The 26,499-nt window shown below is 62.9% G+C and carries 25 protein-coding genes and 1 tRNA gene; 7 read left to right on the top strand and 19 right to left on the bottom strand.

The window, feature by feature from the left end:
- Nucleotides 1-52 precede the first annotated feature (52 nt).
- Entirely contained in the window at nt 53-1,306 is a 1,254-nt protein-coding gene (locus IVA93_RS22355) for an ABC transporter substrate-binding protein (RefSeq protein ID WP_085352788.1), read from the bottom strand.
- Between the two features lie 180 nt (nt 1,307-1,486).
- Nucleotides 1,487-1,849 carry a DUF1428 domain-containing protein gene (locus IVA93_RS22360; RefSeq protein WP_247369203.1) on the bottom strand — a complete coding sequence of 121 codons (363 nt, stop codon included), beginning with the start codon at nt 1,847-1,849 and terminating at the stop codon, nt 1,487-1,489.
- A gap of 300 nt (nt 1,850-2,149) precedes the next feature.
- Here IVA93_RS22360 and IVA93_RS22365 point away from each other — a divergent pair.
- Nucleotides 2,150-2,223, top strand: a tRNA-Gln gene (locus IVA93_RS22365).
- A gap of 61 nt (nt 2,224-2,284) precedes the next feature.
- On the opposite strand, the gene rnz is transcribed toward IVA93_RS22365, so the two are convergent.
- Nucleotides 2,285-3,187, bottom strand: a complete 903-nt coding sequence (gene rnz, locus IVA93_RS22370) for a ribonuclease Z (RefSeq protein WP_085352786.1) — start codon at nt 3,185-3,187, stop codon at nt 2,285-2,287.
- A gap of 264 nt (nt 3,188-3,451) precedes the next feature.
- On the opposite strand from rnz, the gene IVA93_RS22375 reads away from it, so the two are divergent.
- The gene (locus tag IVA93_RS22375; RefSeq protein WP_247369201.1) at nt 3,452-4,954 is read left to right on the top strand and encodes an amidase; all 1,503 of its coding nucleotides are present in this window, start codon (nt 3,452-3,454) and stop codon (nt 4,952-4,954) included.
- Nucleotides 4,955-4,977: 23 nt separating this feature from the next.
- Here IVA93_RS22375 and IVA93_RS22380 read toward each other — a convergent pair whose 3' ends face one another.
- Nucleotides 4,978-5,583, bottom strand: a complete 606-nt coding sequence (locus IVA93_RS22380; RefSeq protein ID WP_018459270.1) for a TetR/AcrR family transcriptional regulator — start codon at nt 5,581-5,583, stop codon at nt 4,978-4,980.
- A gap of 199 nt (nt 5,584-5,782) precedes the next feature.
- Between IVA93_RS22380 and IVA93_RS22385 the strand changes: the two genes are divergently transcribed.
- Both IVA93_RS22385 and IVA93_RS22390 read left to right on the top strand, forming a co-directional pair.
- The gene (locus IVA93_RS22385) at nt 5,783-7,024 is read left to right on the top strand and encodes an efflux RND transporter periplasmic adaptor subunit (RefSeq protein ID WP_247297576.1); all 1,242 of its coding nucleotides are present in this window, start codon (nt 5,783-5,785) and stop codon (nt 7,022-7,024) included.
- 150 nt (nt 7,025-7,174) lie between these two features.
- Nucleotides 7,175-10,363, top strand: coding sequence for an efflux RND transporter permease subunit (locus IVA93_RS22390; RefSeq protein WP_247540445.1), 3,189 nt, complete (start codon nt 7,175-7,177; stop codon nt 10,361-10,363).
- Here IVA93_RS22390 and IVA93_RS22395 read toward each other — a convergent pair.
- The 10 genes from IVA93_RS22395 to IVA93_RS22440 form a co-directional block, all read right to left on the bottom strand.
- Nucleotides 10,360-11,088, bottom strand: coding sequence for a sulfite exporter TauE/SafE family protein (locus IVA93_RS22395; RefSeq protein ID WP_085352782.1), 729 nt, complete (start codon nt 11,086-11,088; stop codon nt 10,360-10,362). The genes IVA93_RS22390 and IVA93_RS22395 overlap by 4 nt on opposite strands.
- Before the next feature lie 14 nt (nt 11,089-11,102).
- The gene (locus IVA93_RS22400) at nt 11,103-11,279 is read right to left on the bottom strand and encodes a hypothetical protein (RefSeq protein ID WP_231188607.1); all 177 of its coding nucleotides are present in this window, start codon (nt 11,277-11,279) and stop codon (nt 11,103-11,105) included.
- A complete protein-coding gene (locus IVA93_RS22405; RefSeq protein WP_085352780.1) occupies nt 11,272-11,529 on the bottom strand; it encodes a hypothetical protein in 258 nt (85 codons plus the stop codon). Before IVA93_RS22405 ends, IVA93_RS22400 begins: the two co-directional genes overlap by 8 nt.
- Before the next feature lie 230 nt (nt 11,530-11,759).
- Entirely contained in the window at nt 11,760-12,875 is a 1,116-nt protein-coding gene (locus IVA93_RS22410; protein ID WP_247789232.1) for a helix-turn-helix transcriptional regulator, read from the bottom strand.
- Nucleotides 12,876-12,988: 113 nt separating this feature from the next.
- Nucleotides 12,989-14,107 carry a helix-turn-helix transcriptional regulator gene (locus IVA93_RS22415; protein WP_247369193.1) on the bottom strand — a complete coding sequence of 373 codons (1,119 nt, stop codon included), beginning with the start codon at nt 14,105-14,107 and terminating at the stop codon, nt 12,989-12,991.
- 150 nt (nt 14,108-14,257) lie between these two features.
- The gene (locus tag IVA93_RS22420; protein ID WP_204510928.1) at nt 14,258-14,506 is read right to left on the bottom strand and encodes a DUF6894 family protein; all 249 of its coding nucleotides are present in this window, start codon (nt 14,504-14,506) and stop codon (nt 14,258-14,260) included.
- Between the two features lie 81 nt (nt 14,507-14,587).
- Complete coding sequence (locus IVA93_RS22425) at nt 14,588-15,559, bottom strand: helix-turn-helix transcriptional regulator (protein ID WP_018459279.1); 972 nt, start codon at nt 15,557-15,559, stop codon at nt 14,588-14,590.
- Between the two features lie 229 nt (nt 15,560-15,788).
- Nucleotides 15,789-16,946 (bottom strand): helix-turn-helix transcriptional regulator, encoded by a 1,158-nt coding sequence (locus IVA93_RS22430; protein ID WP_247369189.1) that lies wholly within the window; start codon nt 16,944-16,946, stop codon nt 15,789-15,791.
- A 320-nt stretch (nt 16,947-17,266) separates the two neighbouring features.
- Nucleotides 17,267-17,779, bottom strand: coding sequence for a hypothetical protein (locus tag IVA93_RS22435; protein ID WP_247297580.1), 513 nt, complete (start codon nt 17,777-17,779; stop codon nt 17,267-17,269).
- A 62-nt stretch (nt 17,780-17,841) separates the two neighbouring features.
- Nucleotides 17,842-18,291: a MaoC family dehydratase gene (locus IVA93_RS22440; protein ID WP_018459282.1), complete on the bottom strand. Its 450-nt coding sequence runs from the start codon at nt 18,289-18,291 to the stop codon at nt 17,842-17,844.
- Between IVA93_RS22440 and IVA93_RS22445 the strand changes: the two genes are divergently transcribed.
- A complete protein-coding gene (locus IVA93_RS22445; RefSeq protein WP_018459283.1) occupies nt 18,290-18,562 on the top strand; it encodes a hypothetical protein in 273 nt (90 codons plus the stop codon). The genes IVA93_RS22440 and IVA93_RS22445 overlap by 2 nt on opposite strands.
- 100 nt (nt 18,563-18,662) lie before the next feature.
- On the opposite strand, the gene IVA93_RS22450 is transcribed toward IVA93_RS22445, so the two are convergent.
- The 4 genes from IVA93_RS22450 to IVA93_RS22465 all read right to left on the bottom strand — a co-directional run bounded on the left by IVA93_RS22450 (nt 18,663) and on the right by IVA93_RS22465 (nt 22,226).
- Nucleotides 18,663-19,085, bottom strand: coding sequence for a hypothetical protein (locus IVA93_RS22450; RefSeq protein ID WP_018459285.1), 423 nt, complete (start codon nt 19,083-19,085; stop codon nt 18,663-18,665).
- Nucleotides 19,086-19,097: 12 nt separating this feature from the next.
- Entirely contained in the window at nt 19,098-19,319 is a 222-nt protein-coding gene (locus tag IVA93_RS22455; protein WP_007592399.1) for a hypothetical protein, read from the bottom strand.
- Nucleotides 19,320-19,515: 196 nt separating this feature from the next.
- Complete coding sequence (locus tag IVA93_RS22460) at nt 19,516-20,334, bottom strand: lytic murein transglycosylase (RefSeq protein ID WP_026233772.1); 819 nt, start codon at nt 20,332-20,334, stop codon at nt 19,516-19,518.
- 38 nt (nt 20,335-20,372) lie between these two features.
- Entirely contained in the window at nt 20,373-22,226 is a 1,854-nt protein-coding gene (locus IVA93_RS22465) for a flavin-containing monooxygenase (RefSeq protein WP_018459287.1), read from the bottom strand.
- Between the two features lie 178 nt (nt 22,227-22,404).
- Between IVA93_RS22465 and IVA93_RS22470 the strand changes: the two genes are divergently transcribed.
- On the top strand, nt 22,405-24,030 hold the full coding sequence (locus IVA93_RS22470; protein ID WP_026233773.1) for a long-chain fatty acid--CoA ligase: 1,626 nt from the start codon (nt 22,405-22,407) through the stop codon (nt 24,028-24,030).
- Nucleotides 24,031-24,073: 43 nt separating this feature from the next.
- Nucleotides 24,074-25,285: an acyl-CoA dehydrogenase family protein gene (locus tag IVA93_RS22475; RefSeq protein WP_018459289.1), complete on the top strand. Its 1,212-nt coding sequence runs from the start codon at nt 24,074-24,076 to the stop codon at nt 25,283-25,285.
- Between the two features lie 212 nt (nt 25,286-25,497).
- Here the strand turns inward: IVA93_RS22475 and IVA93_RS22480 are convergent, their stop codons facing one another.
- Nucleotides 25,498-26,406 carry an amino acid ABC transporter substrate-binding protein gene (locus tag IVA93_RS22480; protein ID WP_018459290.1) on the bottom strand — a complete coding sequence of 303 codons (909 nt, stop codon included), beginning with the start codon at nt 26,404-26,406 and terminating at the stop codon, nt 25,498-25,500.
- Nucleotides 26,407-26,499 lie beyond the last annotated feature (93 nt).

The following is a 26,499-nucleotide window of genomic DNA, read 5'->3' on the forward strand; positions in this document are numbered from 1 at the left end:
CTCTGATCAAATCATTTCGGAAATGGCGGGGCGCGCAGCCCCGCCTTCAATCTCACCAGCCCTTGTAGGGCAGCACCGGCGCCTTCGCGGCGTTGGCCTTCGGCCATACCGCGGTGTAGTTCTCGCCATCCTGGAGCTGGATGATGAGCCCGGAGGCGAGGATATTCTGGCCCTTGTCGTCAAACTTCACGCCCTTGTAACCCATCATCAATTGCTCGGGCTTCAGATCGGTCGTCTTCAACGCGGCCTGGATCTTTGCCGGGTCGGTCGAGCCGGCGCGGTCGATCGCGTCGGCCAGCACGAAGAAGCCCTGCATCTGACGGCCGACGGTGTCGTCCATCTCCTCGCCGCTCTTCTTCTTGTACATGTCGGCGATGATGGCCGATGGTGAGCCGGCCGGCCCCACCGACCATGACGAACGGTTGAAGACGCCTTGCGATATCTTGCCGACCGCCTTGATGAAGGAGGGATCGGAATAGCCGGCGTCATCGGCCAAAAGAACCGCCGGCTTGTAGTCAAGCGACTGCATGGTCTTGGCGAACAGGATCGCATCCGACGTGTAGCTGATCATGATGATCACGTCGGGCTTCTTCTCCTTGAGCTGGAGCACCTGGCCCTGAACGTCAGTCGCATTGACGGGATAGGCGACGTCAACTGCGATGACTTGGCCCTTCTCCTTGAAGGCGGCGCTGATCGTGTTGGCGACCGAGGTGCCGTATTCGGTGTTGTCGTGAACCAGCGCGATTGCATCGGTCTTGGCGCCCTGCGCCTTGATGTCGGCGAGGAAATCGACATAGGCCTTGGCGAAGTCGGTGGCGATCGGCGTGGTGCGGAAGAACCATTTGAAGCCGCGCTCGGTGAGATTGGCGGCGACCGACTCGGAGTTCAGAAAGGGAATGCCGTATTTTTCGGCGATGGCGCTCGAGGTCAGCGTGACGCCGGACTGATACGAGCCGAACACGGCGGCTACCTTGTCTTCCGTGATCAGGCGCAGCGCCTGGTTCTGGCCTGTCGCCGGGTTGCCCTGGTTGTCGGCGAACACGATCTCGATCTTGGCGCCGCCGAGGCCCGCAAGGCCTGCGTTCTTGGCCAGCGGCAGAGTGCCGAGCTCGGGATGAGCGTTGTTGATGATGTCCATTGCGACCTCGAGCGCCGCCTTGGCGTGCGCCCCGATCGAGGCGGTGCCGCCGGACATCGGCAGGATCGCGCCGATCTTGACGACCTTGTCCTGGGCCTGCGCGGCTGAAGCGAGCGCAAGGGACATCGCGGCCGCGCAAAGCAGCCCGGTGACGTGCTTCAATCTCATGAAATCAAACCTCCCAAGGGTTTCCCCAACCAGTTTTTTTGGAAGCTCGGCTAAGCGCCCGCTTCCGGTTGTTTATGCCTGGCGATGAGAGGATGGCATGCTGGCCCCGTACCGGCAAGTAAAACGGCTTGCCACGACGCTGCATGGACAAGCACCGACGTGTGGGCCGGGTCAGCGCCCTTACCCCATCACGTCGCTCGCCCGCAGCAGCGTCGTGAAGCCGCCGTAGATCATGCGCTTGCCGTCGAACGGCATACCATCCAACTTCAGCCGCGGGTCCGCCATCACCTTCTTGTTGACGGTGTCGCGAGTCTCCCGGTCGCGATAGACGATCCAGGCGAACACCACGATCTCGTCCTCCTTCGCCATCACCGCGCGCGGAGACGAAGTCAGCTCGCCGTAGGGCACGTCGTCGCCGATGCATTCGACATAATCGAGCGCACCGTGCTCCATCCAGATCGCGCAGGCCGTTTTCGCCAGCGCCTTGTAAGCCTCGATGTTGTCCTTCGGCACGGCCAGCACGAAACCATCGACATAGGGCATCACGGATCTCCTTGGGTTGTGTGTCCGAAAGGACGATGCGGTGCGTGACGATCCGACCAGGAAACGTGATTTTCGGATGAGGCAAACGGTCGCGCACCGCCGCGGCGCTCCGCCGGAGCCCATGATGCCGCGGCCCGCACGTCCCATGTGGACCGCAAAACATCCCTGCGTCGCAGCGCTTGCCAGCCCACAGCCGAGCGGGTAGAAACCCTCCACGCTTGAGCCGTGATTTGCGCGATAAGTGCCATCGGCCACAGCCGGACAAATCAACAAGTCATTGAATTTGTTCGGCTATTCCGTTGGGGAATGGTGTAACGGTAGCACAACAGACTCTGACTCTGTTTGTCTAGGTTCGAATCCTAGTTCCCCAGCCACCGCAGGTTAAGCAGCTCACAAACAGACCGTCAGAGATTGCGCTCTCTTTGAGCGGTGCCGCTAAATCACGACGCGATCGAAGTCGGCGGCGATCCGCGTGTTTGGAAAAATCGCTGTCGCTTCGGCCAGAATCTCTTCGTCGCGATAACGCCCCGACATGTGATTCAGCACGAGTTGCCTGACGTTGTTCGCGGCGGCAAATGAAGCCGCCTCGCGCGCGGTGAGATGACCATAGTCCCGGGCGGTCGCGGCGTCGCGATCGAGGAAGGTCGCCTCGATCACCAGCAGATCGGCGTCGGCGACATGCCTGGACAGCCCGTCAGTGGTTTCGGTGTCGCCGATGACCACAATCTTCCTGCCGCCGCTCGGCGGCCCCATGACGTCTTCGGGATAGATCGTGCGGCCGGCGATCACGACTGGTCGTGCCGCGGCCAGTTCTCCGCGCAGCGGCCCATCGGGAACACCGAGCTCGGCGAGGCGCTCCCGCTCAAGATGGCGGCGTGCCGGACTCTGGAAGCAAAAACCAAAGCTGTCGGTGTCGCGGTGACGAACCGGAAAGCAATCGATGGTGAAGTCGCCGGCGTCGATAACCTGTCCTTCGGTCAGCGGTGCGAACTCCACCGGGATCGGCGCCCTGCCCGCGCCCCACAGGCCGGCAAGCATGCGGATGACGATGTCGAGCGTGCCCTGGCCTCCATAGACGGTCATCGCGTCCGATTGCTGACGCAACCCCAGCGTCGAGAAGAGACCGGGGATACCGAGCACGTGATCGAGATGGGCATGCGTCAGCAGAATGCGGTCAAGCCGTCGAAAGCCCGCGCCGCTGCGCAGCAACTGGCGCTGCGTGCCCTCGCCGCAATCGATGAGGACGCGCTTGCCCGTGGCCTCCACCAGGAGAGCCGGATGGTTGCGCTCCGCCGACGGAACGCTGGCGGAGGTCCCAAGGAATGTCAGGGCGAACATGGTCGTCAGTATCCAGGCTTCGCCGCCCCCAATGCCACGTGAGCAGCAGCCCGTACAGAGCCCTCGATCGCGCATAGACCGCGGCAAGCAGTGGGTATCCCGCGATCTGATGGCCAGGCGCCGCCTCCGGCCCCCGACCCGCGGACAGATCTGGTTCCCGTTGCGTGGCCTCCTCATACCATCCGCCAAATTGCATGCTCGATACTCGGATCGATTTGCAGCCGAGCGACATCGACGCGGCGATGCAAGACAATGGAGATCGTGATGCCGCCCGGATTGACCGCCACTGACTGGGACTACGGCTCGATCAGCACATTGCTGAGCGCCCTGCACGCGCGCAAGCTTTCTGCGTCCGAGTTGATAGAGCATACGATCGCGCGCATCGAGGCGCTGGACGGGCAGATCAATGCCGTCATCGTTCGCGATTTCGATCGCGCACGAGACGCCGCGCGCGCCGCCGATACCGCACTTGGTCGCGGCGAGCGGCAGCCATTGCTCGGCATCCCCGTGACGTTGAAAGAACCGTTCAACGTCGCTGGCCTGCCGACGACGTGGGGCTTTCCGCATTTCAAAGATTTCCAACCCGCGGAGGACGCCCTTGTCGTCTCGCGGTTGAAGGCGGCGGGTGCTGTCATCATCGGCAAGACCAATATCCCGATCGGCCTCAGAGATTTCCAGAGCTACAATGACATCTACGGTACGACGAACAATCCGTGGGATCTCGGCCGATCGCCCGGCGGCTCTTCAGGCGGATCAGGAGCGGCGCTGGCTGCGGGATTCGGACCGCTGTCGATCGGCTCGGATATTGGCGGCTCGATCCGGGTGCCCGCGCATTTCTGCGGTGTGTTCGGACACAAGCCGAGCCTCGGCCTCGTCCCGCTACGCGGATACAGCCTTCCGCCGGCACCGCCCGTTGCCGGCCAGGGTGATCTCGCCGTCGTTGGACCAATGACGCGCACTGCCTCGGATCTCGCACTCGCGCTCGACGTGATCGCCGGCCCCGACGAGACGCGCGACGGGATCGGCTATCGTCTTGCGTTGCCGGCCTCACGACACGACCAGTTCAGGGGTTTCAGGATTCTCGTGATCGATACGCATCCGTTGATGCCGACAGGCGATGCCGTGCGTTCCGCCATCGGGCGGTTGTCGGAACGGCTCGAACGATCAGGCGCACGCGTCGCGCGCTCGAGTGCGTCTCTGCCTGATCTCGCCGAATCCGCCCGCCTTTATATGAAGCTGTTGAACGCAGCGCGAAGTCCACGCCTGACACCGGCCGCCCTCGCAGAGGCGCAAGGAGTTGCCGCAGAACTCTCGCCCGACGACCGCAGCCTGCAGGCCGAGCGCGCGCGCGGCTGGGCGATGGTCCATCGCGAATGGCTGGCGACCGACGCGGCGCGCCTGCGGCTGCAACAACGATGGCAGGAGCTGTTCCGCGAGTTCGACGCAGTAATCTACCCGGCCGCAGCCGTACCGGCCTTTCCCCAGGACCAGTCCGAGCCGTTCGACGCGCGGCAACTCGATATCGATGGACAGCTCTATCCCTATGCCGATGCGTGCTTCATCTGGGCAGACCCCGCTTCGACCTGCGGACTGCCTGCAACGGCCGTTCCGATCGAGCGCACGCCATCGGGCCTGCCGATCGGCGTCCAGATCATCGGGCCTTATCTCGAGGACCGCACACCGATTGCGCTCGCTGGACTGATCGAACGCGCGTTCGGCGGCTTCGTCCCGCCGCCGTCGCTGTCTGCCACGCAATCGGAGAGATGAGAGGCGAAGACCCCCAACGATCGTCAGGTTCTTGCAGTCGACTGCGCCTCGACCGCCTGCACCGCCACGCTCGCGACCTGCTGCAATGCCTCGCGGTCGGAGCCTGAGGACGCCATCACGCCCATGCCGACGGAGACGGCCGAAACGTAGCGCGCGAGTGCCGCGGGATCCGAGGTCGGCTTGAGATCGCCTTCGGCCTTGGCGCGAACAAAACGATCGCGAAGCTGGTCCTCGTTCTGGGCGCGCCGAGCGGCGAGTTCGAAGGGGACGCTTTCTGATCCGGTGCCGCATGCAATGCCGCCCTGCACGAGCAGGCAACCGGGCGGGTTGGCGGGATCGGTCTGCTTGTCGGCGATGCCCATCAGCATCCGTTCGGCGACGTCGCGGGCAGTCGGCGCTGCCACGACCTCGTCCATCCAGACGGTGCGCAGTTTGGTATAGCGGTCGAGCGCGGCCTTCAGCAGCCCTTCCTTGTTGCCGAAACAGGCATAGAGGCTGGGCGGATTGATCCCCATGGCTTCGGTCAACTGAGCGATCGTGGCACCCTCATAGCCATGGCGCCAAAACACTTCCATCGCCTGGTCCAACGCCGTTTCGGCGTCGAATTCGCGGGGGCGTCCCATGCCCATGTGCCTGTTCTCCTCGAAATCGGCGTCGTCCCTGACCCTAACGCCGGATCCTATCTCTTTGTTCTCGCTTTATTTTCTCTTCCACTTGCCAATTCTTGCGGTAAACCGCTACAATTTTCTTAGCGAATGGTACATAAGTATCTTGCGCTGCGGTATCCAGCTCCACATCTGTAGTGAACACTACATATCTGGAGCGCAAATGCCCCCCTCCCAAAAGACCTCTCGCCCCGGCCATGTCCGCCGCCTTCTGGGCGGCGTCGCCATCGTGGGCGCTCTCGCCGTAGCCGGCTCGATCGCGACCGGCCATTACTTTCGTTCCGCGCAGGCGACCGCGACCGCCGCGGCCGAGCAAGCCGTCCCTGTCACGGTCGCGCTGATCGAACCAAAGCAGACCGTGCTGTGGGACGATTTCTCCGGTCGGCTCGAGGCCATTCAACGCGTCGAGCTTCGCCCGCGCGTGGCCGGCGCGATCCTGTCGGCCAACTTCATCGAAGGCGCGCTGGTGAAGGCTGGTGACATCCTGTTCAAGATCGACCCGGCGCCCTACGCAGCCGAGGTCGACAAGGCCGCGGCCCAGCTCGAAGCTGCGAAAGCGCGCGTCGTGTTCACGCAGAATGAACTTGAGCGCGGCGCGCAGCTGGTCGGCAACGCCGTGGTGACGCGGCGCGACTACGACCAGCGCGACAACGCCAACCGCGAGGCCATCGCCAACGTGAAGGCAGCCGAGGCGACGCTCCAGACCGCAAAGCTTAATCTCGACTACACCGAGGTACGTGCACCCGTGGACGGCCGCGTCGGCAAGATCGAAATCACCGTCGGCAATCTCGTCGCCGCCGGCACCGCCTCCCCCGTGCTGACCTCGCTGGTCTCGGTCAATCCGATCTACGCGTCGTTCGATGCGGATGAGGAGGTGGTGCTGCGGGCGCTGAACTCGATCGCAGATGTCTCCGGCAAGCGCGGCAATTTGGACCAGATCCCGGTGGAGATGACGACCTCAGGCGGCCTCTCGGCCAAGGGCCACATCCAGCTCATCGACAACCAGGTCAACGGCCAGAGCGGCACCATCCGTGTCCGCGCGGTGTTCAGAAACGAGGACGGGCGTCTCATCCCCGGCCAGTTCGCCCGCGTGCGCATGGGCCAGCCCAAGCAGCAATCGCTGGTCATGATCGACGAGCGCGCGATCGGTACCGACCAGGACAAGAAGTTCGTGATGGCGGTCGGCGACGACAGCCGCGCGGTCTACCGGCCGATCACCCTCGGCGGCTCGGTCGACGGGTTGCGTATCGTGACGACGGGACTGAAGACCGGCGATCGCATTATCGTCAACGGCCTCCAGCGCGTGCGTCCCGGCGCCCTGCTCAAGACGGAGATCGCGTCGATGGGCGCGCGCGGGCCGCAGCAGGCCTCCAACCACAGCAAACAGGACGTGGTGCAACGCTAGCATTCTCCGCTTCCGGAGCGCGCGGGCAGCGCGAGCCGGAATGTCGAATTTGTTGAACTACCAAGACATCACTTCTGGATTTCCGGATTTGCGGGCTTTTCCCGCGCCCGGGAACGGCGGGAGGGTCGTCTCTCGCGCAGGGGCAAAGCCATGAATCTCTCGAAGTTCTTCATCGATCGTCCGATTTTTGCCGGTGTGCTCTCGGTCCTGATCTTCCTCGCCGGCCTGATCTCGCTGTTCGCGATGCCGATCTCGGAATATCCCGATGTCGTGCCGCCCTCCGTCCTCGTGCGCGCGACCTATCCCGGGGCCAATCCCAAGGTGATCGCCGAGACGGTGGCGACTCCCATCGAAGAGCAGATCAACGGCGTCGAAGGCATGCTGTACATGTCAAGCCAGGCGACCACCGATGGCGCGATGACGCTGACGGTGACATTCCGGCTCGGCACCGATCCTGACAAGGCGACGCAGCTGGTGCAGAACCGTGTGCAGCAGGCCGAGCCGCGCCTGCCCGCCGTCGTGCGGCAGCTCGGCATCATCACCAAGAAGTCGTCGCCCGACCTCACCATGGTCGTGCATCTGTTGTCGCCCACCGGCCGCTACGACATGACGTATTTGCGCAATTACGCCGTGCTCAATGTCAAGGACCGTCTTGCACGGATCGACGGCGTCGGCGACGTCCAGCTCTATGGCGCCGGCGACTATTCGATGCGGGTCTGGGTCGATCCGCAGAAGGCTGCCGAACACGGGCTCACCGCAAGCGACATCGTCAAGGCGATCCAGGCGCAGAACGTCGAGGCCGCTGCCGGCGTGGTCGGCTCCTCCCCGAATGTCAAGGGCATCGACCTGCAGCTGTCCGTCAACGCGGAAGGGCGGCTTGCGAACGAAGAGCAATTCGGCGACATCGTGGTCAAGACCGGTACGCGTGGCGAAGTCGTGCGCTTGCGCGACGTCGCCCGCATCGAGCTCGGCGCGTCCGAATACGGCCTGCGCTCGCTACTCGACAACAAGCAGGCAGTGGCGATTCCGATCTTCCAGGCGCCCGGCTCCAACGCGCTGGAGATCTCCGATCATGTCCGTGCCACCATGGCCGAGATCAAGAAGAATATGCCGGAAGGCGTGTCCTACCAGATCGTTTACGATCCCACCCAGTTCGTGCGCTCCTCGATCGAGGCCGTCATTCACACGCTGCTGGAGGCGATCGCGCTGGTGGTGCTGGTGGTGATCCTGTTCCTGCAGACCTGGCGCGCCTCGATCATTCCGCTGCTGGCGGTGCCCGTGTCGATCGTCGGCACATTCGCGGTCATGCACGTGTTCGGCTTCTCGATCAACGCGCTCAGCCTGTTCGGGCTCGTGCTCGCAATCGGCATCGTCGTCGACGACGCCATCGTCGTAGTCGAGAACGTCGAACGCAACATCGAGGGAGGGCTGTCGCCGCGCGACGCCACCTACCAGGCGATGCGCGAAGTGTCGGGGCCGATCATCGCGATTGCGATGGTGCTGATCGCGGTGTTCGTGCCGCTCGCCTTCATCTCCGGCCTCACCGGGCAGTTCTACAAGCAGTTCGCGCTGACGATCGCGATCTCGACCGTGATCTCCGCCATCAATTCGCTGACGCTGTCGCCTGCGTTGTCGGCGCTGCTGCTCAAGGGACACAATGAGCCGAAGGACCGGCTGACGATCATCATGGAAAAGGGCCTTGGCTGGTTCTTCCGTGGCTTCAACAAGGTGTTCACACGCTCGTCGGAGAATTACAGCGGCACCGTCACCAAGGTGATATCAGGCAAGGCCGCAGTGATGGGACTGTATGTGGTGTTGATCGGCGTGACCGCGCTTCTGTTCCAGCAGGTGCCGAGCGGCTTCGTGCCGGGCCAGGACAAACAGTATCTGGTCGGCTTCTCGCGGCTGCCCGACGGCGCAGCGCTCGATCGCACTGAAGAGGTGATCCGCAAGATGAGCGACATCGCGCTGACCCAGCCAGGTGTCGAGAGTTCGGTCGCCTTTCCGGGCCTGTCGATCGCCGGCTTCACCAACTCCTCCAATGCCGGCATCGTGTTCTCCACGCTCAAGCCGGTCGACGAGCGCAAGGATCCTTCTCTCAGCGGCCCCGCGCTGGCGGCCGAGCTGAACAAGAAATATGCCGGCATCCAGGAAGCCTTCATCGCCATGTTCCCGCCGCCGCCGGTCAACGGCCTTGGCACCATCGGCGGCTTCAAGCTGCAGATCGAGGACCGTGCCGGTCTCGGTTATGAGGCGCTGAACGAGGCGACCAAGGCGTTCATGGCGGCGATGCAGAAGGCGCCGGAGATCGCCGGCGTGTTCTCGAGCTTCCAGGTCAACGTGCCCCAGCTGTTCGCCGACATCGATCGCACCAAGGCGCTCCAATTGGGCGTGCCCGTGACGGAGGTGTTCAACACGCTGCAGATTTACCTGGGCTCCTACTACGTCAACGACTTCAACAAGTTTGGCCGCACCTATTCGGTCCGGGTGCAGGCCGACGCGCCGTTCCGCGCCCGCGCCGACGACATCCGGCAGTTGAAGGTGCGCTCGTCCTCGGGCGACATGGTGCCGCTCTCGGCGCTCTTGAGCGTTCGCCAGAGCGCGGGACCCGAGCGGGCGATCCGCTACAACGGCTTCCTGTCCTCCGATATCAACGCGGCGGCTGCTCCCGGCTTCTCCTCCGGACAGGCGCAGGAGGTCGCGACGCGGATCGCGGCGGAGACGCTGCCGCCCGGCTTTGCCTTCGAATGGACCGACCTGACCTATCAGGAGTTCATCGCCGGCAATTCCGGACTGTGGGTGTTTCCGCTGGCGATCCTCCTGGTGTTCCTGGTGCTGGCCGCGCTCTATGAGAGCCTGACCTTGCCGCTCTCGATCATCATGATCGTGCCGATGGGTCTGCTGGCTGCTATGTTCGGTGTCTGGATCTCCAAGGGCGACAACAACGTCTTCACCCAGATCGGCTTGATCGTGCTGGTGGGACTCTCGGCCAAGAACGCGATCCTGATCGTCGAATTCGCGCGCGAGCTCGAATTCGCAGGCCGCACCCCGATCCGGGCCGCAATCGAGGCGAGCCGGCTGCGGTTGCGCCCGATCCTGATGACGTCGATGGCGTTCATCATGGGCGTGCTGCCGCTGGTGCTCTCGACCGGGGCCGGCTCGGAGATGCGGCGCGCCATGGGCGTCGCCGTGTTCTCCGGCATGATCGGCGTCACCGTATTCGGCCTGTTCCTGACGCCGGTGTTCTATGTGCTGCTGCGGACCGTCACTGGCATGAAGCCGCTGACGCATCACGGCAGCGACACCAGCGCGGCGCCGGTGCAACCCGTCGGGCACTAGATCAGGGAAATCCCCGACAGCAACAACAAAACGAGCACGGTCTTGCGAAAGACCGTCTCGTTGACCCTGTGGAACGCGATCACGCCCAGCGCGGAGCCTGCGAACAGCGCCGGCAGGCTAACCGCGAGATCGACGAAGACCTTTGACGACAGATCCTGATGTCCGAACAGCAGCGCGATCGCGAACAGCTGCATCGCGGCGATGAACGGCTGCACCAGGCCGCGCTGCTCGCTCTTGGGCATGCCGCGCATGTCGCACCAGATCGTCGGGATCGCGCCCGGCATCGCGGTCAGTCCGCCGACCAGTCCTCCACCGAACCCGATCAACGCGACCCAGTGCCGCCCGACCGCCTCGCCGGCCGTCACCAGCGTCGGCCGCAGCAGCATGTAGGCCGCATAGAGCGCAACGATAATGCCGAAGCCGCGCCGGAGCAGATGCGTATCGGTGCTCTGGAGCAGCGACACCGCGATGGGAACGCCGATCAAGCCGCCGACGATCAGCAGCAGACTGCCTTCCCAGCGGATATTGCGCCGAAGCGACCACAGATTGGTGGCCTGCACGCCGATGCTGCACGCCATCATCAGCGGTACGGCTTCGAGCGGCTGAAACACCCGGAGCAGGATGGCGCCCGCTACCGCGGAAAAGGCAAATCCCGAGAGTCCGGAGACAAAGGCGCCGGCGAACACGGCAACGCTGAGCAGCATCAGAGTCGTGACATCAGGCACAATTTGCCCTCCGATCAATCGTAGGGAATTTGCGAGACGGGGACATCGGTGCTCTCGGTGCAAACGGTCGGCACGAGTGGAACCGACGGCTGCGCGTAAGCATGAGATCGCTCCAGCATCGCGAGGCCGACCAGTTCGAGAGCGACGAGCGCTGCCGTCAGCGCGATTGCGACGATGCTGGCGTTACGCACGTTCGAATTTGGGGTGGTCGCTCGTGCGCTCGCGCGGATCAACTCCGTTGGCATTTTCAAAGATATCCTCTTCACGGGAAACGGGAATAATTTCATTCAAACACGGCGCTTCGTGCGGCTGGTCCAGCAGGTGGCGATAGCGCCGCAACACGCGCTCCGCGTCGATTTCCCGCTGCGCGCGGAGTACCGCGCCCATGCGGGCGACGATATCGCGGAATCTTCCTGTCAGAACTGGTGACGCCGTCCGCATGACAATCTCCTCTCAACCTGCACGAGAGATTGACGGAATTCGTTTCCGCTCGCAGTGAGTTGCTTCACAACAATGTCTGGTAGGTCGAACAACAGATCGTGTGACGTCTAGTAGAAGACAACGCGGAAAATCGCGTCATTCGATCGAACGACGTGCGATAATTTTCTAATGATGCTTGTGATTGAACCTATTGCGAGCTACGGCGACTCGCCTGCGTTTTTGAACGCGTCTCAGTGCACGAGCGGATTGGAAAATCCAGCTGCGAGCTTGACGAGATCGGCCTGACGAGAAACGCCGGTCTTGGCGAACACGCGATGCAGATGCGTCTTCACCGTCGTCTCGGCGATACCGAGCGCAACCGCCGTCTCCGGCACGCCGCCGACATCGACGATTGACTGCAAGACCCTCAGTTCGGCAGGCGTGAGCTCGAAGGTGCGGTCAATGAGCCCGGCACACGAGCGGCCGTCGAGTTCCGCTTTCCAGATGAACAGGGCTCCCACTGCCGAACTGCGCTCGGCCACCCCGTCGCGCAGCAATGATGGCAGCGCGATGATTTGCGCGACGTAGTAGGAACCGTCATGCGACATCAACGGAATTTTCCGTCCCGAAGATGCCGCCAACGCGGCCTCGCTGGTGTCACGGAAAATATCGCGCAAGGCTGAATTAGCAGCGGAAGATCTTGCCACCAACCTGCCCGAGACAGACCGCAGGACATCGTCGACGTCTAGGATCGTCGCCGCGGCCGGATTGCTGTGGATGATATGACAGGTCGAATCGAGCAGGATGACACCGGCATTCAGTCGGTCCACGACGTCGGCAAGCGCGACCGCGCGCTGCTGCTTCCGCTCGATCGCCCGGTTGATCAACAGCGCCCGGCTCGCATGCGGAGCCAGGAACTGCATTCGCGCCCGCTGTTCCGCGCCGAGCATCTCCCTGCCCGGGATCACGGTCATTAGCATCGGACACGGCGACTTCGACTGCTCCAGCACCACGTTGGCGACGTCGACGCAGCCCTGGGGGCGCAGCCATTCCTGGTAGAAGCGGCCGCGGCGGTATTCGTCGAAATCCACGAGAGGGATATTGCGCACCTCGCCATAGCGCGGAAGCCGAGCAAGCGGGTCGTATCGGGAGTAGGTCTCCGCATAGAGCTGAATGTAGTACGGATCGACCCCGCAATAATAATGCGTCGCGCCTGATTTGCTGACCGGGTCCTTCGAAATCAGACCACAGGCTTGGCTGCCAATGAAGGCATTGAGTTTGACAACGACCTCGCTCCACAACTCCGGGTGGAGACCCGCGTCATAGATAGTCTCGATCAACTCGGACGGTTTTGGAGGTCGGGGCATCGGAAGAGCCAATGGTGACACATGGAGATGGCGAAATGTTCTTCATGCCTGGCGGCTTCCGTGAGTCTTTCGCGGGAGCGAAAGGTTCAATCGTGAAGGCAAAATTCAACAGTCTAATTCACAAGCGGATTGGAGAATCCTGCCGCGAGCTTAACGAGATCGGCCTGACGCGAAACGCCCGTCTTGGCGAACACGCGATGCAGATGCGTCTTCGCCGTCGTTTCCGCGATACCAAGCGCGACCGCCGTCTCCGGGACGCCGCCAACCTCGACGATCGACAGGAACACGCGCAGCTCGGCCGGCGTAAGGTCGAATGTCCGCGCGATCAATTCGCCATAGGACTGTCCGCCGAGCGATACCTTACGCAGCAGCAGCGCACCGACGGCATCGACCACCCGCTCGCTGCCGTCCCGCAGGACGGACGACAGCGGCAGGATGTGCGCGACGTAGCGCTCGCCCGAAGGCGAAAGCAGCGAAAACGCATGCCCCTTTGCGGCAAGCAGCGCAATTTCATGGCGGGTCGCGAACGCTTCCCACAGTGTCTGATTGGCCTCCGCACTGCTGGTCACCAATTGCCCGGCAACGGACCGAACCAGATCGTCGGCCGCAAGCAAGGCGTGCCCTGCGGAATTCGCGTGCACCACCCGGCAGAAGCCATCGAGCAGGAAGATGCCACAGGCCAAATTGTCCAGGACCTCCGCCAACGCCGTCGCCAGCGTCAGTTGCGAGATCATGGCGCGGTTGATCAGCAACGCTCGGCTGGCGTGCGGCAAGATCAGCGAGAGGCGCTGCTTCATCACCGGATCCACCATCCGGCGGCCCGACAGCACCGTCATCATCACGGGGCAGCTCGCATTCGAATTCTCGAGCACGACGTTAGCCGCATCGCTGCAACCCTGCGGCCGCATCCATTCCTGGTAAAAGCGTCCTCGCCGATATTCATCGAAATTGACGAGATCCGGGATGCTGACGATCTGGCCATGCGGCGGCAGGACCGTCAGCGGATCGAACTTCGAATGCGTCTCGGAATAGAGCCGGATGTAGTGCGGGTCCGCCCCGCAATAATAGTGCGTGACGCCGAATTTGCTGATCGAGTCCTTGGAAAACAGCCCGCAGGCCTGGCCGCCGACGAAGTCGCGGATGCCGGTGACGACGTTATTCCACAGCGAGGGATCGAGCCCGGCATCGTAGATGGCCTCGACCAGGTCGGGCAGTTTCCGTGGTCCGTGCATGGCTATAAATGGCCTGGGTGATCAATATCACCAAGCATACCACAACCACAGCATGCGGCATCCTCCGATCGGATGAGGCGTCGGCCGGTAACGAGCGGATATTCGTTTCGGGTGCTACTGATGCAGAGTCGCGATACCGCACCGGGATGCTCACATCTCGTCCCAGCCGACCTTCTCCAGATTCTCCGACCAGACCGCGGCGCGATAGATCTCGCGCCCGTCGGCGTTTCTGACCCGGATGCAGGCATCGCGGTCGCGCAAATCGTCGCGCCAGACGAACAGGTGGCTTGCCATCTCGTTGGCCACCACGAATGTCGCTTCGGGGCATTCGAACACCATGCCGCCCGGATCGATCTTCACGATATTGCCGATCATAAGATCAAAGAAAAAACGGCGCATGCAACACTCCAACTGGGGGCGGCGCACGCCCGCCCCTGCCGTCTCCAAGCGGCATTTGACTTGAAACTCAGTCGTGCGCGGTCACGACATTTCGCCGCTCCTGACGTCACTGGGCGTGGCGCCATAAGTTCGACGGAAGCAGCGGTTAAAATAGGAGAGATCGCCGAAGCCGACATCGTAGGCGATCGAGCTGACCGTCCGCTCGGCGTATCCGGGTTCCCGCAACATGCGATGGGCGCGCTTGACGCGTTGTTCGATCACGAAGGACGAGAACGTCTTGCCGTCGGCCTCGAACAGGCGCTGGAGATAACGCGGCGTCACGCCGAGCTCCTGGGCGACTGTGGCCACCGACAGGTCCTGCCGCCAGCAATTGTTGGCGATGGAGACTTTGGCCTTCTGCAGCCGTGCCGCCTTCACGCCGCGCCGCCCGGCCAGCTCCCGGGGCTCGTTGGTGGCACCGAGAACGATTGCCAGAAGATCGTGCAGATGCCCGACCCCGAGCTGGCGCAAATTTGGCGTCGCGAACGCCTTCTCCCGCACCAGTGTCTCCGCATAGTTGACCAGCAATCGAAGTCCTGTCGAGCTCTCCGGCATGACACGCATTACGGCGTCATCGACATCCACGATCATCGGCGCCAGCACGCGTCTCGGCACGCGTAGGGAGAAGCAGCTACCCAGCGACAATCGCTCGAACGTCGTGACGTCCTCCGCGCTGGTCAGGACCGCCTCCCCTGCACGAAGGCTCAGATCGTGTCCCCGCTCGGATATTCCAAGTACGCCAGATCGATTCACGATCAGGGCCAGGCTGTCGTCGCCATCGGCAACCAGGTGTTTGGTGCGACTGACGCGCGCTCCGCACAATCCTCCGATCAGCAATTGGGCTTCCGGCAAGACGTGGGACGTGAAGCTCGCCGTAGCCGGCTTTCCTTCTCTCGCCTCGACCTCCGCCTTCAACACCCCGCGGCAGTAGAAATCGCGAAGCAGCGGGATACGCTCGTTTTCGGGAATTTCGTTCGTCGAAACATTAATAATGGAAAAATCAAACTGGCTCACTGCAATCCTCCAACCGACGAGCAGGTCCGGCCGTGCGCTGTCGTTTCCTCACACTCGCGTTTGACGCCGTCGTCGCATCTCTTCGTGGCGCTTGCTGCTCTTCACTTTTCTGGATCGCGATATACGAAAGTATCAAATGACTCGCGTCCTGCATTCGGAGGACACGGGAGCTCGGCTCATCACAATGCATTGAGATCGCGGCACGTATCGGCGAGCCTTGTGAAATGGATCACACGGCGTCGTCACCGCCATTCGTTCGATGCGCGAATGGAACGGCAAAGCCGGTGGCGATCTTGACTAGGTCGGCCTGCCTGCCGGCGCCGGTCTTCTCGAACAGGCGCCCGAGATGCGTCTTCACCGTCGTCTCGGCGATGCCGAGCTTTGCCGCAATGTCGGGGACACCGCCAATCTCGATAATGGCCATTAAAACACGCAGTTCGGACGGTGTCAGCCTGAAGGCCGCCGCAATCGCATCAGCCGCGAGCCATGTCGCCGCCGATGCCTTCTGAACGAACAGCACCGTGGCTGCAGCATCTCGCGATGGAATGCGATAGCGCTTCAAGGGAAAGGCGTGGAGCAGATAATGCTGTCCATCGACTGATGTCGCAAGCTCGATCTGACGGCGGGCGGCGGAACGAGTTTCGTTGCCTGCATCGATTTCGCTCAGGCCGCGGAATATTTTGTCGGTCTGGGTGTTGCGGGCCACGATCCGGTCGCCGACCATTGCGAGCAGGCTGGCATCGGCGAACAGCCCGCGGCATGCTGCGTTGGCATGGACGACCCGACCATCTGCGTCGAGCAGGCAGATCGCCGTGCTCAGCCCATCCAAGACCTCGGCAAGGTCGTCCACGGTATGCGAGCGTGCCCTGATCTGTCGGCCCATGATCCTGGAGCGCTGAAGGTGCGGCGCCAGCAGCCGCATGCGCTCACGCATCGGCTCGTCAACCATTCCGCGCGACCGGTGGCGCAACACCTGCAGGATTGTGGTGCGCGTGTCCGACTTCTCGAGTGCAACGGTTGCAAGGTCTATCGCTCCTTGCGGTTCCACCCACTCGCGATAGAAGCTCGTTGCCAGGAAATCCGCCTGAGGCATGATGTCGGCTACGCCGATCGTCTGCTCCGCCACGAGCGTAAAATGGCGATCGAGCAGAGGGTCCAGCTCCACATATCGGTCGCGATAAAGCTGGCGGAAGCGGGATTCGGTGCCAAAATGCTCGTGGATCTCGATCGAGAGCCTGGCTCTGTCCCTGGACAGGATGGTCGCGGCACATCCGCCGACGAAATGCGAAACCTGTTCCAGCACCCCGCTGCGCAGCGCGGGATCGACCGCGGCGTCGTAGATCTCGCCGACAAGGGACGAGAATCGATTTGCGTGGAGGATTGTCATCGGCCGGACGACGCAATCTGCGTATGGCTCGGGCGCGCGAGAAAGATCGCGATCCGGGGACTGGCGAAGGAGACGGGCCGTTCAATGGCCGCCTTCGACGGGGAGAAAACGTTGCAACGAAATGCTGGAATATCGAACATCGTCCTTGCGTAACGTCAACCGCAGGATGCGGCTTGGACGTTTTCGCCAAAGACTAGGATAAATGCGAACAGCGCGCGGACTGTATGCGATGAGTCACGCGTGCGATGCGTCAGGCAGCGCGCGCACCGCAGAACCCTGTCGCCACCGATCCCGCCGGCCTCGCATTCGGCTCCGGCAATTTACTTGCGATTCTCCTCGCAGAATTTCAATGCCGCCAGCGCTTCACCGGCACGCGGCACCTGCATCTCGATGCTGTCGTCGTCATCGTCCTCGAAATCGAGCGAGAGACGCTTGGCCCTGGACAGCCGGTCCATCATGGACTGATCGTATTCGAAGATGCCGCGAACGGTGGTCTTGTCCATGACCTCCCACTTGGCCTTCTTCATGATATCGGCGTCATCGGTGCCGACATCGGCCCGGAGGATCTCGCCCACCTTGTCCCACTCCCAGCCGTCATAGATCATGACGATGACGATAGCTTTCTCGGAATAGGTGACGACGATGACGTAGTCCCGGTTCTCGTCTTCCTTGTCCTTGTAGCCGCGGCTCGCATTGCAATGCGCGTCCTGCGTACGCTTTTCGATGGTCCAGTCGCCGACCTTGGATTGTTGCGCCTGCACCGGTCTTGCGGTCAAAGCGACGGCACTCAAGGCGCCGGCCAGCAGCCCGGCGGCGAGAAGAGGTCGTTTCATGTCAGCCTCCAGCGTGTTCCCCGGACAGAGATGACCACCTCTGCCGGTGACCCGCAAGGGCTTCAGGCGGTTCGCCGCGGCACGATCGCGATCGGGGTGAAGGTGTAAACCTCCTCGCCGTTCTGATTGAACATCGTCCATTTCACCAGTGCGATGCCCTGCGGCTTCGACTTCGATGGCGTCAGGCTCATGACCTCCCCGACCAGATGCAGGCGGTCGCCGGGCCGCACCGGGATGGTCCAGCGCAGCCCGTCGACGCCGGCACCGATCAGCGGATGCGGGCCGAACGGACGGGTCTGGATCGCGAGGCTCATGGCAATCGCGGCGGTGTGCCATCCCGAGGCAGCGAGACCCCTGAACAGGGTCTGCTTGGCGGCTTCGTGGTCGAGATGCATCGGCTGCGGATCGAACTCGGCCGCGAACCGCTTGATGTCGGCCTCGGTGACGTGAACTTCGGGGGATTTGAACTGCATTCCAATGGTGAGATCGTCGAACCACTCGACCTGCGCCATGATTTCGCCTCGCAATGTGATGCGCCGCCTCGCGGCTAATGGGATTGAGCAAGAGCGGGATGTAGCGGCTCCGCAGCGCACAAACCAGCCCGGGGTTCCCCAAGAAACCCGTTTCCAGATGCGACGAAACACGCCTGAAACAGATGGTCGGTTATCTCGTTGTCAAAAGCATACAGGGACGGCCACCATGCAATTCTTCCTCAACCTGATCTGGGATTATTCCTGCTGTCAGCACCTCGTCGCCCTGCCGCCGCAGGAGGACGAACTATGATCGAGCTGATCTCGGCCTTGCTCGCGCTTTGCAGCGTCGGCGTCTTTGCAGCGCACGCGGTGGATGCCTATCGCTCCACCCATTACTGATAGCCCACGCCCTAGAACGGCCGCCGGTAGAAGTGCTCCGAATGCGTCGCTGGCGGAAACCTGTTGGCGAGCGCGAGAGCTCCCCTTTCGTCGGTTTCGAGCGCGATCTTCTGTGCGAGCATCACGTCGCCGGGAACGAGAAAGCCTGACGGGACGAAGCACCACCCCATCGTCGCATTTCCGGCCTCGTCGATCTCATGGACGTTGGCGGCGGTGCCATAATGGATGCGATAGGTCTTGCCGGTATCGCCGCCGACGACATCGAAATACCGGTGCTGCTCGAATTGGGCGCGCTGCGCCGGTGACAGCCATTCGGCCAGGAGCCGGCGACCGCGAGCATCCGGCGTGTTCTCGCCGAAGAAGCGCCGATAGAGTTCGCGGAGCGCATGCAGACGCGCACGCGCCGGCCCACGGAGCCAAACTGCCGCGATCATGAGCAGCTCAGATCAACCGCCAACCAGGCGGGGATAGAACAGCGTTTCCTGCGCGGTCGGGTCAAACGATCGGATCCGGGTGACTTCGCCAGGTCCGGTTCGCAGCGCGGCGGTGAAGCCCGCTCCGGTCAGCTCCCGAAAGCGCCGCTCGGCTCGCGCCAGCGCTTCGGCATTGCCAGGATCAAACTCGTGGCGCGTGTCGCCAGTCTGGTCCATCACGATCTGGGTTGCCATGTTGAGTCTCCTCATGCCCAGCCCTGTTCGATCAAAGCAAACCTCGTGCCGTCGGTTCCAGTTGGCAACAACTTTCTCTTGCCGGCGCATCACGCCTTGCTGAGCAGGAGCGTTCTCAAGCGAAGTGGATGCCGGTTCGCATAAAGCAAACGCGCCAAAACCAAGAAGCTTGAGCCCCTTCGAAACGCGGCTCTGGTCAGCGCGAGGCGGCCGTACCTCCGCCCTCGTCGATCTGCCGTCCCATCAGGGCGATCGCTTTCTGATAAACGCCGGCGGCATTCCAGGCTTCGATGGCAGCGAAATTCGGCTCGCCCGGCTGGTAACCCGCTCCTGCACGCCAGCCATGGGCCTTGAGGAAATTCGCCGTCGAGTTCAGCGCATTGGCGGCAACTTCGAGATTGCCGGTGCCGTAGGCCAGGATGTTCTTGGGCATGAACTGGGTCTGACCGACTTCGCCGTGCATCGAGCCGCGGGTTGCCCCCGACAGCGTGCCCCGATCGATCAGCTTCAGCGCCGCATAGAGCTGCTCAGTGAAGAATTCGGGACGGCGGCAGTCATAGGCGAGCGTCGCGATCGAAGAGAGCATGTTCTGGTTGCCGCGCTGGCTGCCGAACCCGGTCTCCATGCCCCAGATCGCGATCAGCGGCCCCGGCGGGACGCCATAGCGCTGCTGGATCGAGGTGAACAAGGCGGCTTGCGACTGCTTGAGCTGGCGACCCTTGGCAACGATGGTGGTGGCGCCGCGCTTGGCGAGGAACTGGTCGAGCGTCAGCGAGAAGCTGCGCTGGCCACGGTCGGCCGCGATGGTGGCACTGGCGTAATTGGTCTGCATCAGCGCCGAGAGCGCAGTCTGGCCGACGCCCTTGCCCTGCGCCTCCGCGCTGAACTCGCTCTTCCAGGCCTCGAAGCCGGCCGACGAACTGCCGCATTGCGCGGCGTGGGCGGCGGGCGCCAGGCAGCCGAGCAGCGTCATCGCCCCAAAAACCGCCGCAGCTACAGTTCTGCCCCTGATCATGTCCGACGTCCTCTCCCTGGGTGATCCAATGCCCGAGCTTACCCGGACGAAGGCGCCGACTCCATGGCGTGATCATACGACAGTTCCAGTCCATCCAAATTGCCCTCCTGGCGCCACTTGTCCAGCAGCCGCAGGAATGCCACCGGCCCGCGCCAATACTGGCTGTTTCTCGCCGCGATCGGATCGAACACGCCTTCATTGTTGTAATAGCCGGGCGTGCATTCGGCGAGATAGGTCTGGCGGCCGAGCGCAGCTTTGACCACCTCCTCGACCCAGGCGTTCTCGGCATCGAGCGTCGGCTCCAGCGTCCGGGCTTTGCGCTTGCGCGCCTCGGCTATCACATAGGCGATGTGCTGCGACTGCTCGTCGATGATGTGCGGGAAGTTGGCGCTCTGGCCGGCCTGCACCATGACGATCAGGAAGCAATTCGGGAAGCCGCGACTGTAGAAGCCGTGCAGCGTCTTGACGCCATCGCGCCAGCGCGCCGACAGGCTCACGCCGTCACGGCCGTAGACCTCAAAGCCCATGCGGCGGGCGTAGTCGGTGCCGACCTCGAAGCCGCTGGCATAGATCAGGCAGTCGAGCTCATAAGCCCTGCCGTCGACCACGACCGCGTTCTCGGTGATGCGCTCGACGCCCTGTCCCCTGGTGTCGACGAGATGCACGTTGGGACGATTGAAGGTGTCGAGATATTCGTCGTGGAAACACGGCCGTTTGCAGAATGCCTTGTACCAGGGTTTCAACGCCGAAGCCGTCGCCTCATCCTTGACGATCGCATCGACGCGCGCTCGGATCTCTTCCATCTTGCGATAATCGGCCTGCTCGATGACCTTGAGCGCCTCCTCGATCGAAGTCACCGGCTGCGGCTGGCGGCGCGGCGCCAGCAGGATCTCGCCGAGCAGGCCGGTCCAGCCGTCCTGCACCAGATCCTGTTCGAATGGCTCGCCCGAGATCACGGCGGTGAAATTGTCCATGCGTTCGCGCTGCCAGCCGGGCCTGAGCCCCTGCGCCCAGCTCTGATCCGTCGGGCGGTCGTCGCGCACGCCGATCGCCGACGGCGTACGCTGGAAGACGTAGAGCTCCTTGGCCGAGCGGCCGAGATGCGGCACACATTGCACGGCGGTGGCCCCGGTGCCGATGATACCGACGCGTTTGTCGCCAAGACCACTAAGATCACCTTCGGCCGTGCCGCCGGTGTAGGCGTAATCCCAGCGGCTGGTGTGGAAGCTGTGTCCCTTGAAGCTTTCGATACCGGGAATGCCCGGCAGCTTCGGACGGCTCAGCGGGCCGCCAGCAAGGATGACGAAGCGCGCGCGGATGCAATCACCGCGATCTGTCTCGACCAGCCAGCGTGCCTCCTGCTCCCGCCATTCCATGTGGGTGATGACGGTCTGAAACAGCGCGCGCTCATAGAGGCCGAAATGACGGCCGATGCGGCGCGAATGCTCGTAGATCTCGGGGGCTCGCGCATATTTGCGCACCGGCATGTAGCCAGTCTCTTCCAGCAACGGCAGGTAGATGTAGCTCTCGGTATCGCAGGCCGCACCGGGGTAGCGATTCCAGTACCAGGTGCCGCCGAAATCGGCGGCCTTTTCCACGACCCGGAAATCATCGATGCCAGCTTCGCGCAGTCGCGCGCCACACAAAAGGCCGCCGAAGCCGCCGCCCACGATCAGCACCTCGGTCTGTTCGCTGACGGCCTCGCGGGCAAATCCGGAATTGGCCCAGGGATCGTCGAGATAGCGCCCGAACTCGCCGGTCACTTCGACATATTGCGCCTTGCCTTCGGCGCGCAGACGGCGATCGCGCTCGTCGCGATAGCGCGCTCGGAGTGCGGCAATGTCGATTGTAGATTCGCCGGCTGCGCCGGTCTTGTGTCTTTGCGCTGACATCCGTTTCCTCCCCCGGCGGACACTGCTTCGCCGGCAGCTCGCATCAGTTAGCCCTGAAAAAGTGACGCATGCAATCGCGTCTCTCGCTTTTTGCGTGAACGTCGCGTGGCGTTCCGCTAACCTCAAGCGCACATCACAAGCGTACGTCATGCAGCGACATGGCGGTCCGGAGGAGACGATGCAGGGATTGATGATGGATATGCCGCTCCTGATCAGCGGCCTGATCCAGTATGCCGCCGACTATCACGGCGAGGCTGAGGTCGTCGCGCGCGAGATCGAAGGCGACATCCATCGCTATACCTATGCCGACGCACATCCGCGCATCAAGCGCATGGCGTTGGCGCTCAAGAGGCTCGGCATGATGTCCGGTGACCGCGTCGGCACGCTGGCCTGGAATACGCACCGGCATTTCGAGATGTTCTACGCCGCGCCGGGCATGGGATATGTGCTGCACACCATCAACCCGCGGCTGTTTCCCGAACAACTCGTCTACATCGTCAATCATGCCGAGGACCGGCTGCTGTTCATCGACCGTGCCACGCTGCCGATCGTGGAGGCGATCGCGCCGCAGCTCACATCGATCGAAGCCTATGTCGTGATGTGCTCGCGCGAGCGGATGCCGCAGACCAAGCTTGCCAACGTGCATTGCTACGAGGAGCTGCTGGAGAACGAGAACGACGCCGGCTTCGCCTGGCCGGAGTTCGACGAAAAATCGGCGTCCACCATCTGCTACACCTCCGGCACGACGGGCAATCCGAAGGGCGTGATCTATTCGCACCGCGCCGCGATCCTGCAGACCATGGTCTCCTGCAATTTCGACTTCCTGCCCGGGCACCTGGAAGGCGTGCGCGAGGTGATGATGCCGATGGCGCCGCTGTTCCACGGTAACGGCTGGAACATGCCGTTCACCGCGCCCTATACCGGCTCGAAGCTGGTGCTGCCCGGTCGCAATTACGAGCCCGACAAGCTTTATGAACTGCTCGAAGGCGAGAAGGTGACGCTGTCGGCGGGCGTACCGAGCTTCTGGCTGATCCTGCTCGACTGGCTCGGGCGCACCGGCAACAGGTTCTCGACACTTCGTGCAACATTGTCGTCGGGCTCGGCGCCGCCGCGCGCTATGGTCGAGAAGCTCAAGCGCGAATATGACATCGACTACGTCCAGGCCTGGGGCATGACCGAAGCCTTGGGCTGCTCGATGCCGGGCTTGCGGCCAGGCTCCGAGCATCTCGACGACAAGGAGAAGTTCGAGCGCCGCCAGGTGTCCGGCCGCGCCTGTTTCGGCACCGCCTTGCGCATCGTCGACGACGGCGGCAACGAGCTGCCGCGTGACGGCAAGAGCGTCGGCCATCTGCGCGCGCGGGGACCGTGGGTTGCGTCCGGCTACATGAAACTCGACGAAGGCCTCGACCGCGACGGCTGGCTGATCACCGGCGACATGGCCGTAATCGACCCCCAGGGCCACGTCACGCTGACCGACCGCTCCAAGGACGTGATCAAGTCCGGCGGCGAATGGATCTCCTCGATCCAACTCGAGGACGTGGCCTTGTCTCACCCCGATGTGCTGCAAGCCGCCGTGGTCGCGATCAACCATGAGAAATGGCAGGAGCGGCCGCTGCTCCTCGTCGTCCGCAAAAAGGGCGCGACCGTCGACGGCAAGACGTTGCTCGACCACATGCGTCCGAAAATCGCGAGCTGGTGGATGCCTGACGCCGTCGAATTTCTGGACGAATTCCCGATGACCGGCACCGGCAAGGTGCTCAAATCGGCCCTGCGCGAGAAATTCAGAGAGTATCGCGTCGCTTGAGCCGACCGCGCATCGCCCCGCCCATCGATCGAGGAGGCCAAAGATGCTCTACCCGATGTCCCCCAAAGTCGTCGAGCTCAAGCGCAAGCTCGACAGTTTCATGGATCGGCACATCTATCCTAATGAGGAGCGCTTTTATCGCGAGGCGGAGGAGCTGGGTCCCTGGAAAGTCTATCCGGTCGTCGAGGAGCTGAAGCCGCTGGCGCGCGCCGAAGGCCTCTGGAATCTGTTCCTGCCGGACTCCGGCCACGGTGCCGGCCTGACCAATCTCGAATATGCCCCGCTCTGCGAGGTCATGGGCCGCTCGCATCTCGCACCCGAAGTCTTCAACTGTTCGGCGCCCGACACGGGCAACATGGAGGTGCTGGAGCGCTATGGCACGAAGGAGGACAAGGAGCGCTGGCTGAAGCCGCTGCTCGCAGGCGAAATCCGCTCCTGCTTCGCCATGACCGAGCCTGCCGTCGCCTCATCCGATGCGACCAACATCGAAAGCTCGATCGTTCGCGAGGGCGACCATTACGTCATCAACGGCCGCAAATGGTATACCACCAACGCGACCGACCCGCGCTGCAAGATCTGCATCTTCATGGGCAAGACCGATCCCGACAATGCGGACCGCCACAAGCAGCAATCCATGATCCTGGTGCCGATGGACACAGCGGGCGTCGAGGTCAAGCGTGCCCTGCCCGTGTTCGGCTTCTACGGCGTGCCCGACCGTGCCTCCGAGGTCGTCTTCACCAACGTGCGTGTCCCCAAGGAGAACATGCTGCTGGGCGAAGGCCGCGGTTTCGAGATCGCGCAGGGCCGCCTCGGCCCCGGCCGCATCCACCATTGCATGCGGCTGATCGGGCTTTCCGAACGCACGCTGGAGAAGATGTGCCGGAGGGTGCGCAGCCGCGTCGCCTTTGGCAAGCCGGTTTCCGAGCAGACGGTGACGCAGGAGCGCATCGCAGAGGCCCGCATCATGATCGAGCAGGCCCGGCTGCTGACGCTCAACGCCGCATACGCGATGGACACCGTCGGCAACAAGGTGGCGACAGCGGAGATCGCGATGATCAAGGTCGCCGTGCCCAACATGGCTTGCCAGATCATCGACTGGGCGATCCAGGCCCATGGCGGCGGCGGCACGTCGAACGACTTTGGATTGACCCAGGCCTATGCGACCGCGCGTTTGCTGCGTCTCGCCGACGGCCCGGACGAAGTCCACAGGAACCAGATCGCGCGGTTCGAGCTGAAGAAATATTCGAACGCCTAGCGTCGCAAGCATTCCGCCCGTGCGGCTCGCTCTCTTTCCTTCTCCCCTTGCGGCAGAAGGTGGCGCGAAGCGCCGGATGAGGGGTCTGCTTCCGCGGAGACAAACCCCTCACCCCAGTGAGCTGCATCAACCAGCGGAGCTGCCCTCTCCCGCAAGGAGCGAGGGCAGGATGACACGCAGCCCGATTACAACCAGCGCCGTGGCGCCCTCACTCAATTCACCACGTACACATCGGGATCGAAGCTTGAGCTCGGCTTCTTGAAGGCGTTGCGCAAGGCGCCCGACATCGGGACGTTGTAATTGAGGCCGTTCGGCGGCGTCGGCGATTCCAGCCACTTCTTGTAGAGGGCCTCGATCTCCGGGCTCGCGTACAGCTCTGCAGTCGCGCGGTCGGCGAGCGCCTTGAACGGCGCGTCCTCCCGCCGTAGCATGATCCCGTAAGGCTCCGGCTTCGAGAAGGTCTCCTCGCTAATCATGAAGAGCTGTGGTTCTTTCGAGCGCGCGATCGCGACCGCGAGCTGCACGTCGTCGAGCGCGTAGGCTTGGGCGCGATCGGTTTCCAGCAGCAGGAAAGCTTCGGCCTGGTCCTTGGCCGGCATCACATTGATGCCGAGATTGCGCTCGGTGTTAACCTTGGCGAGCTGCGTCAGGTTGACCGAGCCGGCCACCGCCGTCACCGCTTTGCCCTTGAGATCGTCGATGGTGTTGATCTTTGCGGCTTTCTTGGCCGCAGATCGCGTGGCGCTGAGGAAGTGCGTGTTGGTGAAGGCGACCTGCTTCTGGCGATCGGCATTGTTGGTGGTCGCCGAGCAATGCAGGTCGAGCGTCCCGTTGACCATCAGCGGAATCCGGTTCGACGATGTCACGGCGAGGGTGTCGACGGCGATGTCGGGTATACCGAGCTGCTTCTTCACGGCATCCACGATCCTGAGGCAGATATCCATGGCAAAGCCGACCGGCTTCTGGTTGCCGTCGAGATAACTGAACGGGACCGAGGCCTCCTGGTAGCCCAGCGTGATTTTCTTGGTCTCTTTGACCTTCTGAAGCGTACCCGACAGGTCTTCGGCGGAGGCGGCAGTTGCAAGGCATGTGAGGGCCAGGACAACGGTGGGTAAACGCATCGGGAACTCCTTGAGGAGGCTTGCGCCCCCATGCCGGGCGCAGCAATCGCGCCGTTGATAGCGCAGGCGCGCGGCAGCCGCCAGACGAGCTTG

The organism is Bradyrhizobium sp. 155 (genome assembly GCF_023101105.1).
Taxonomy (GTDB): Bacteria; Pseudomonadota; Alphaproteobacteria; order Rhizobiales; family Xanthobacteraceae; genus Bradyrhizobium; species Bradyrhizobium canariense_D.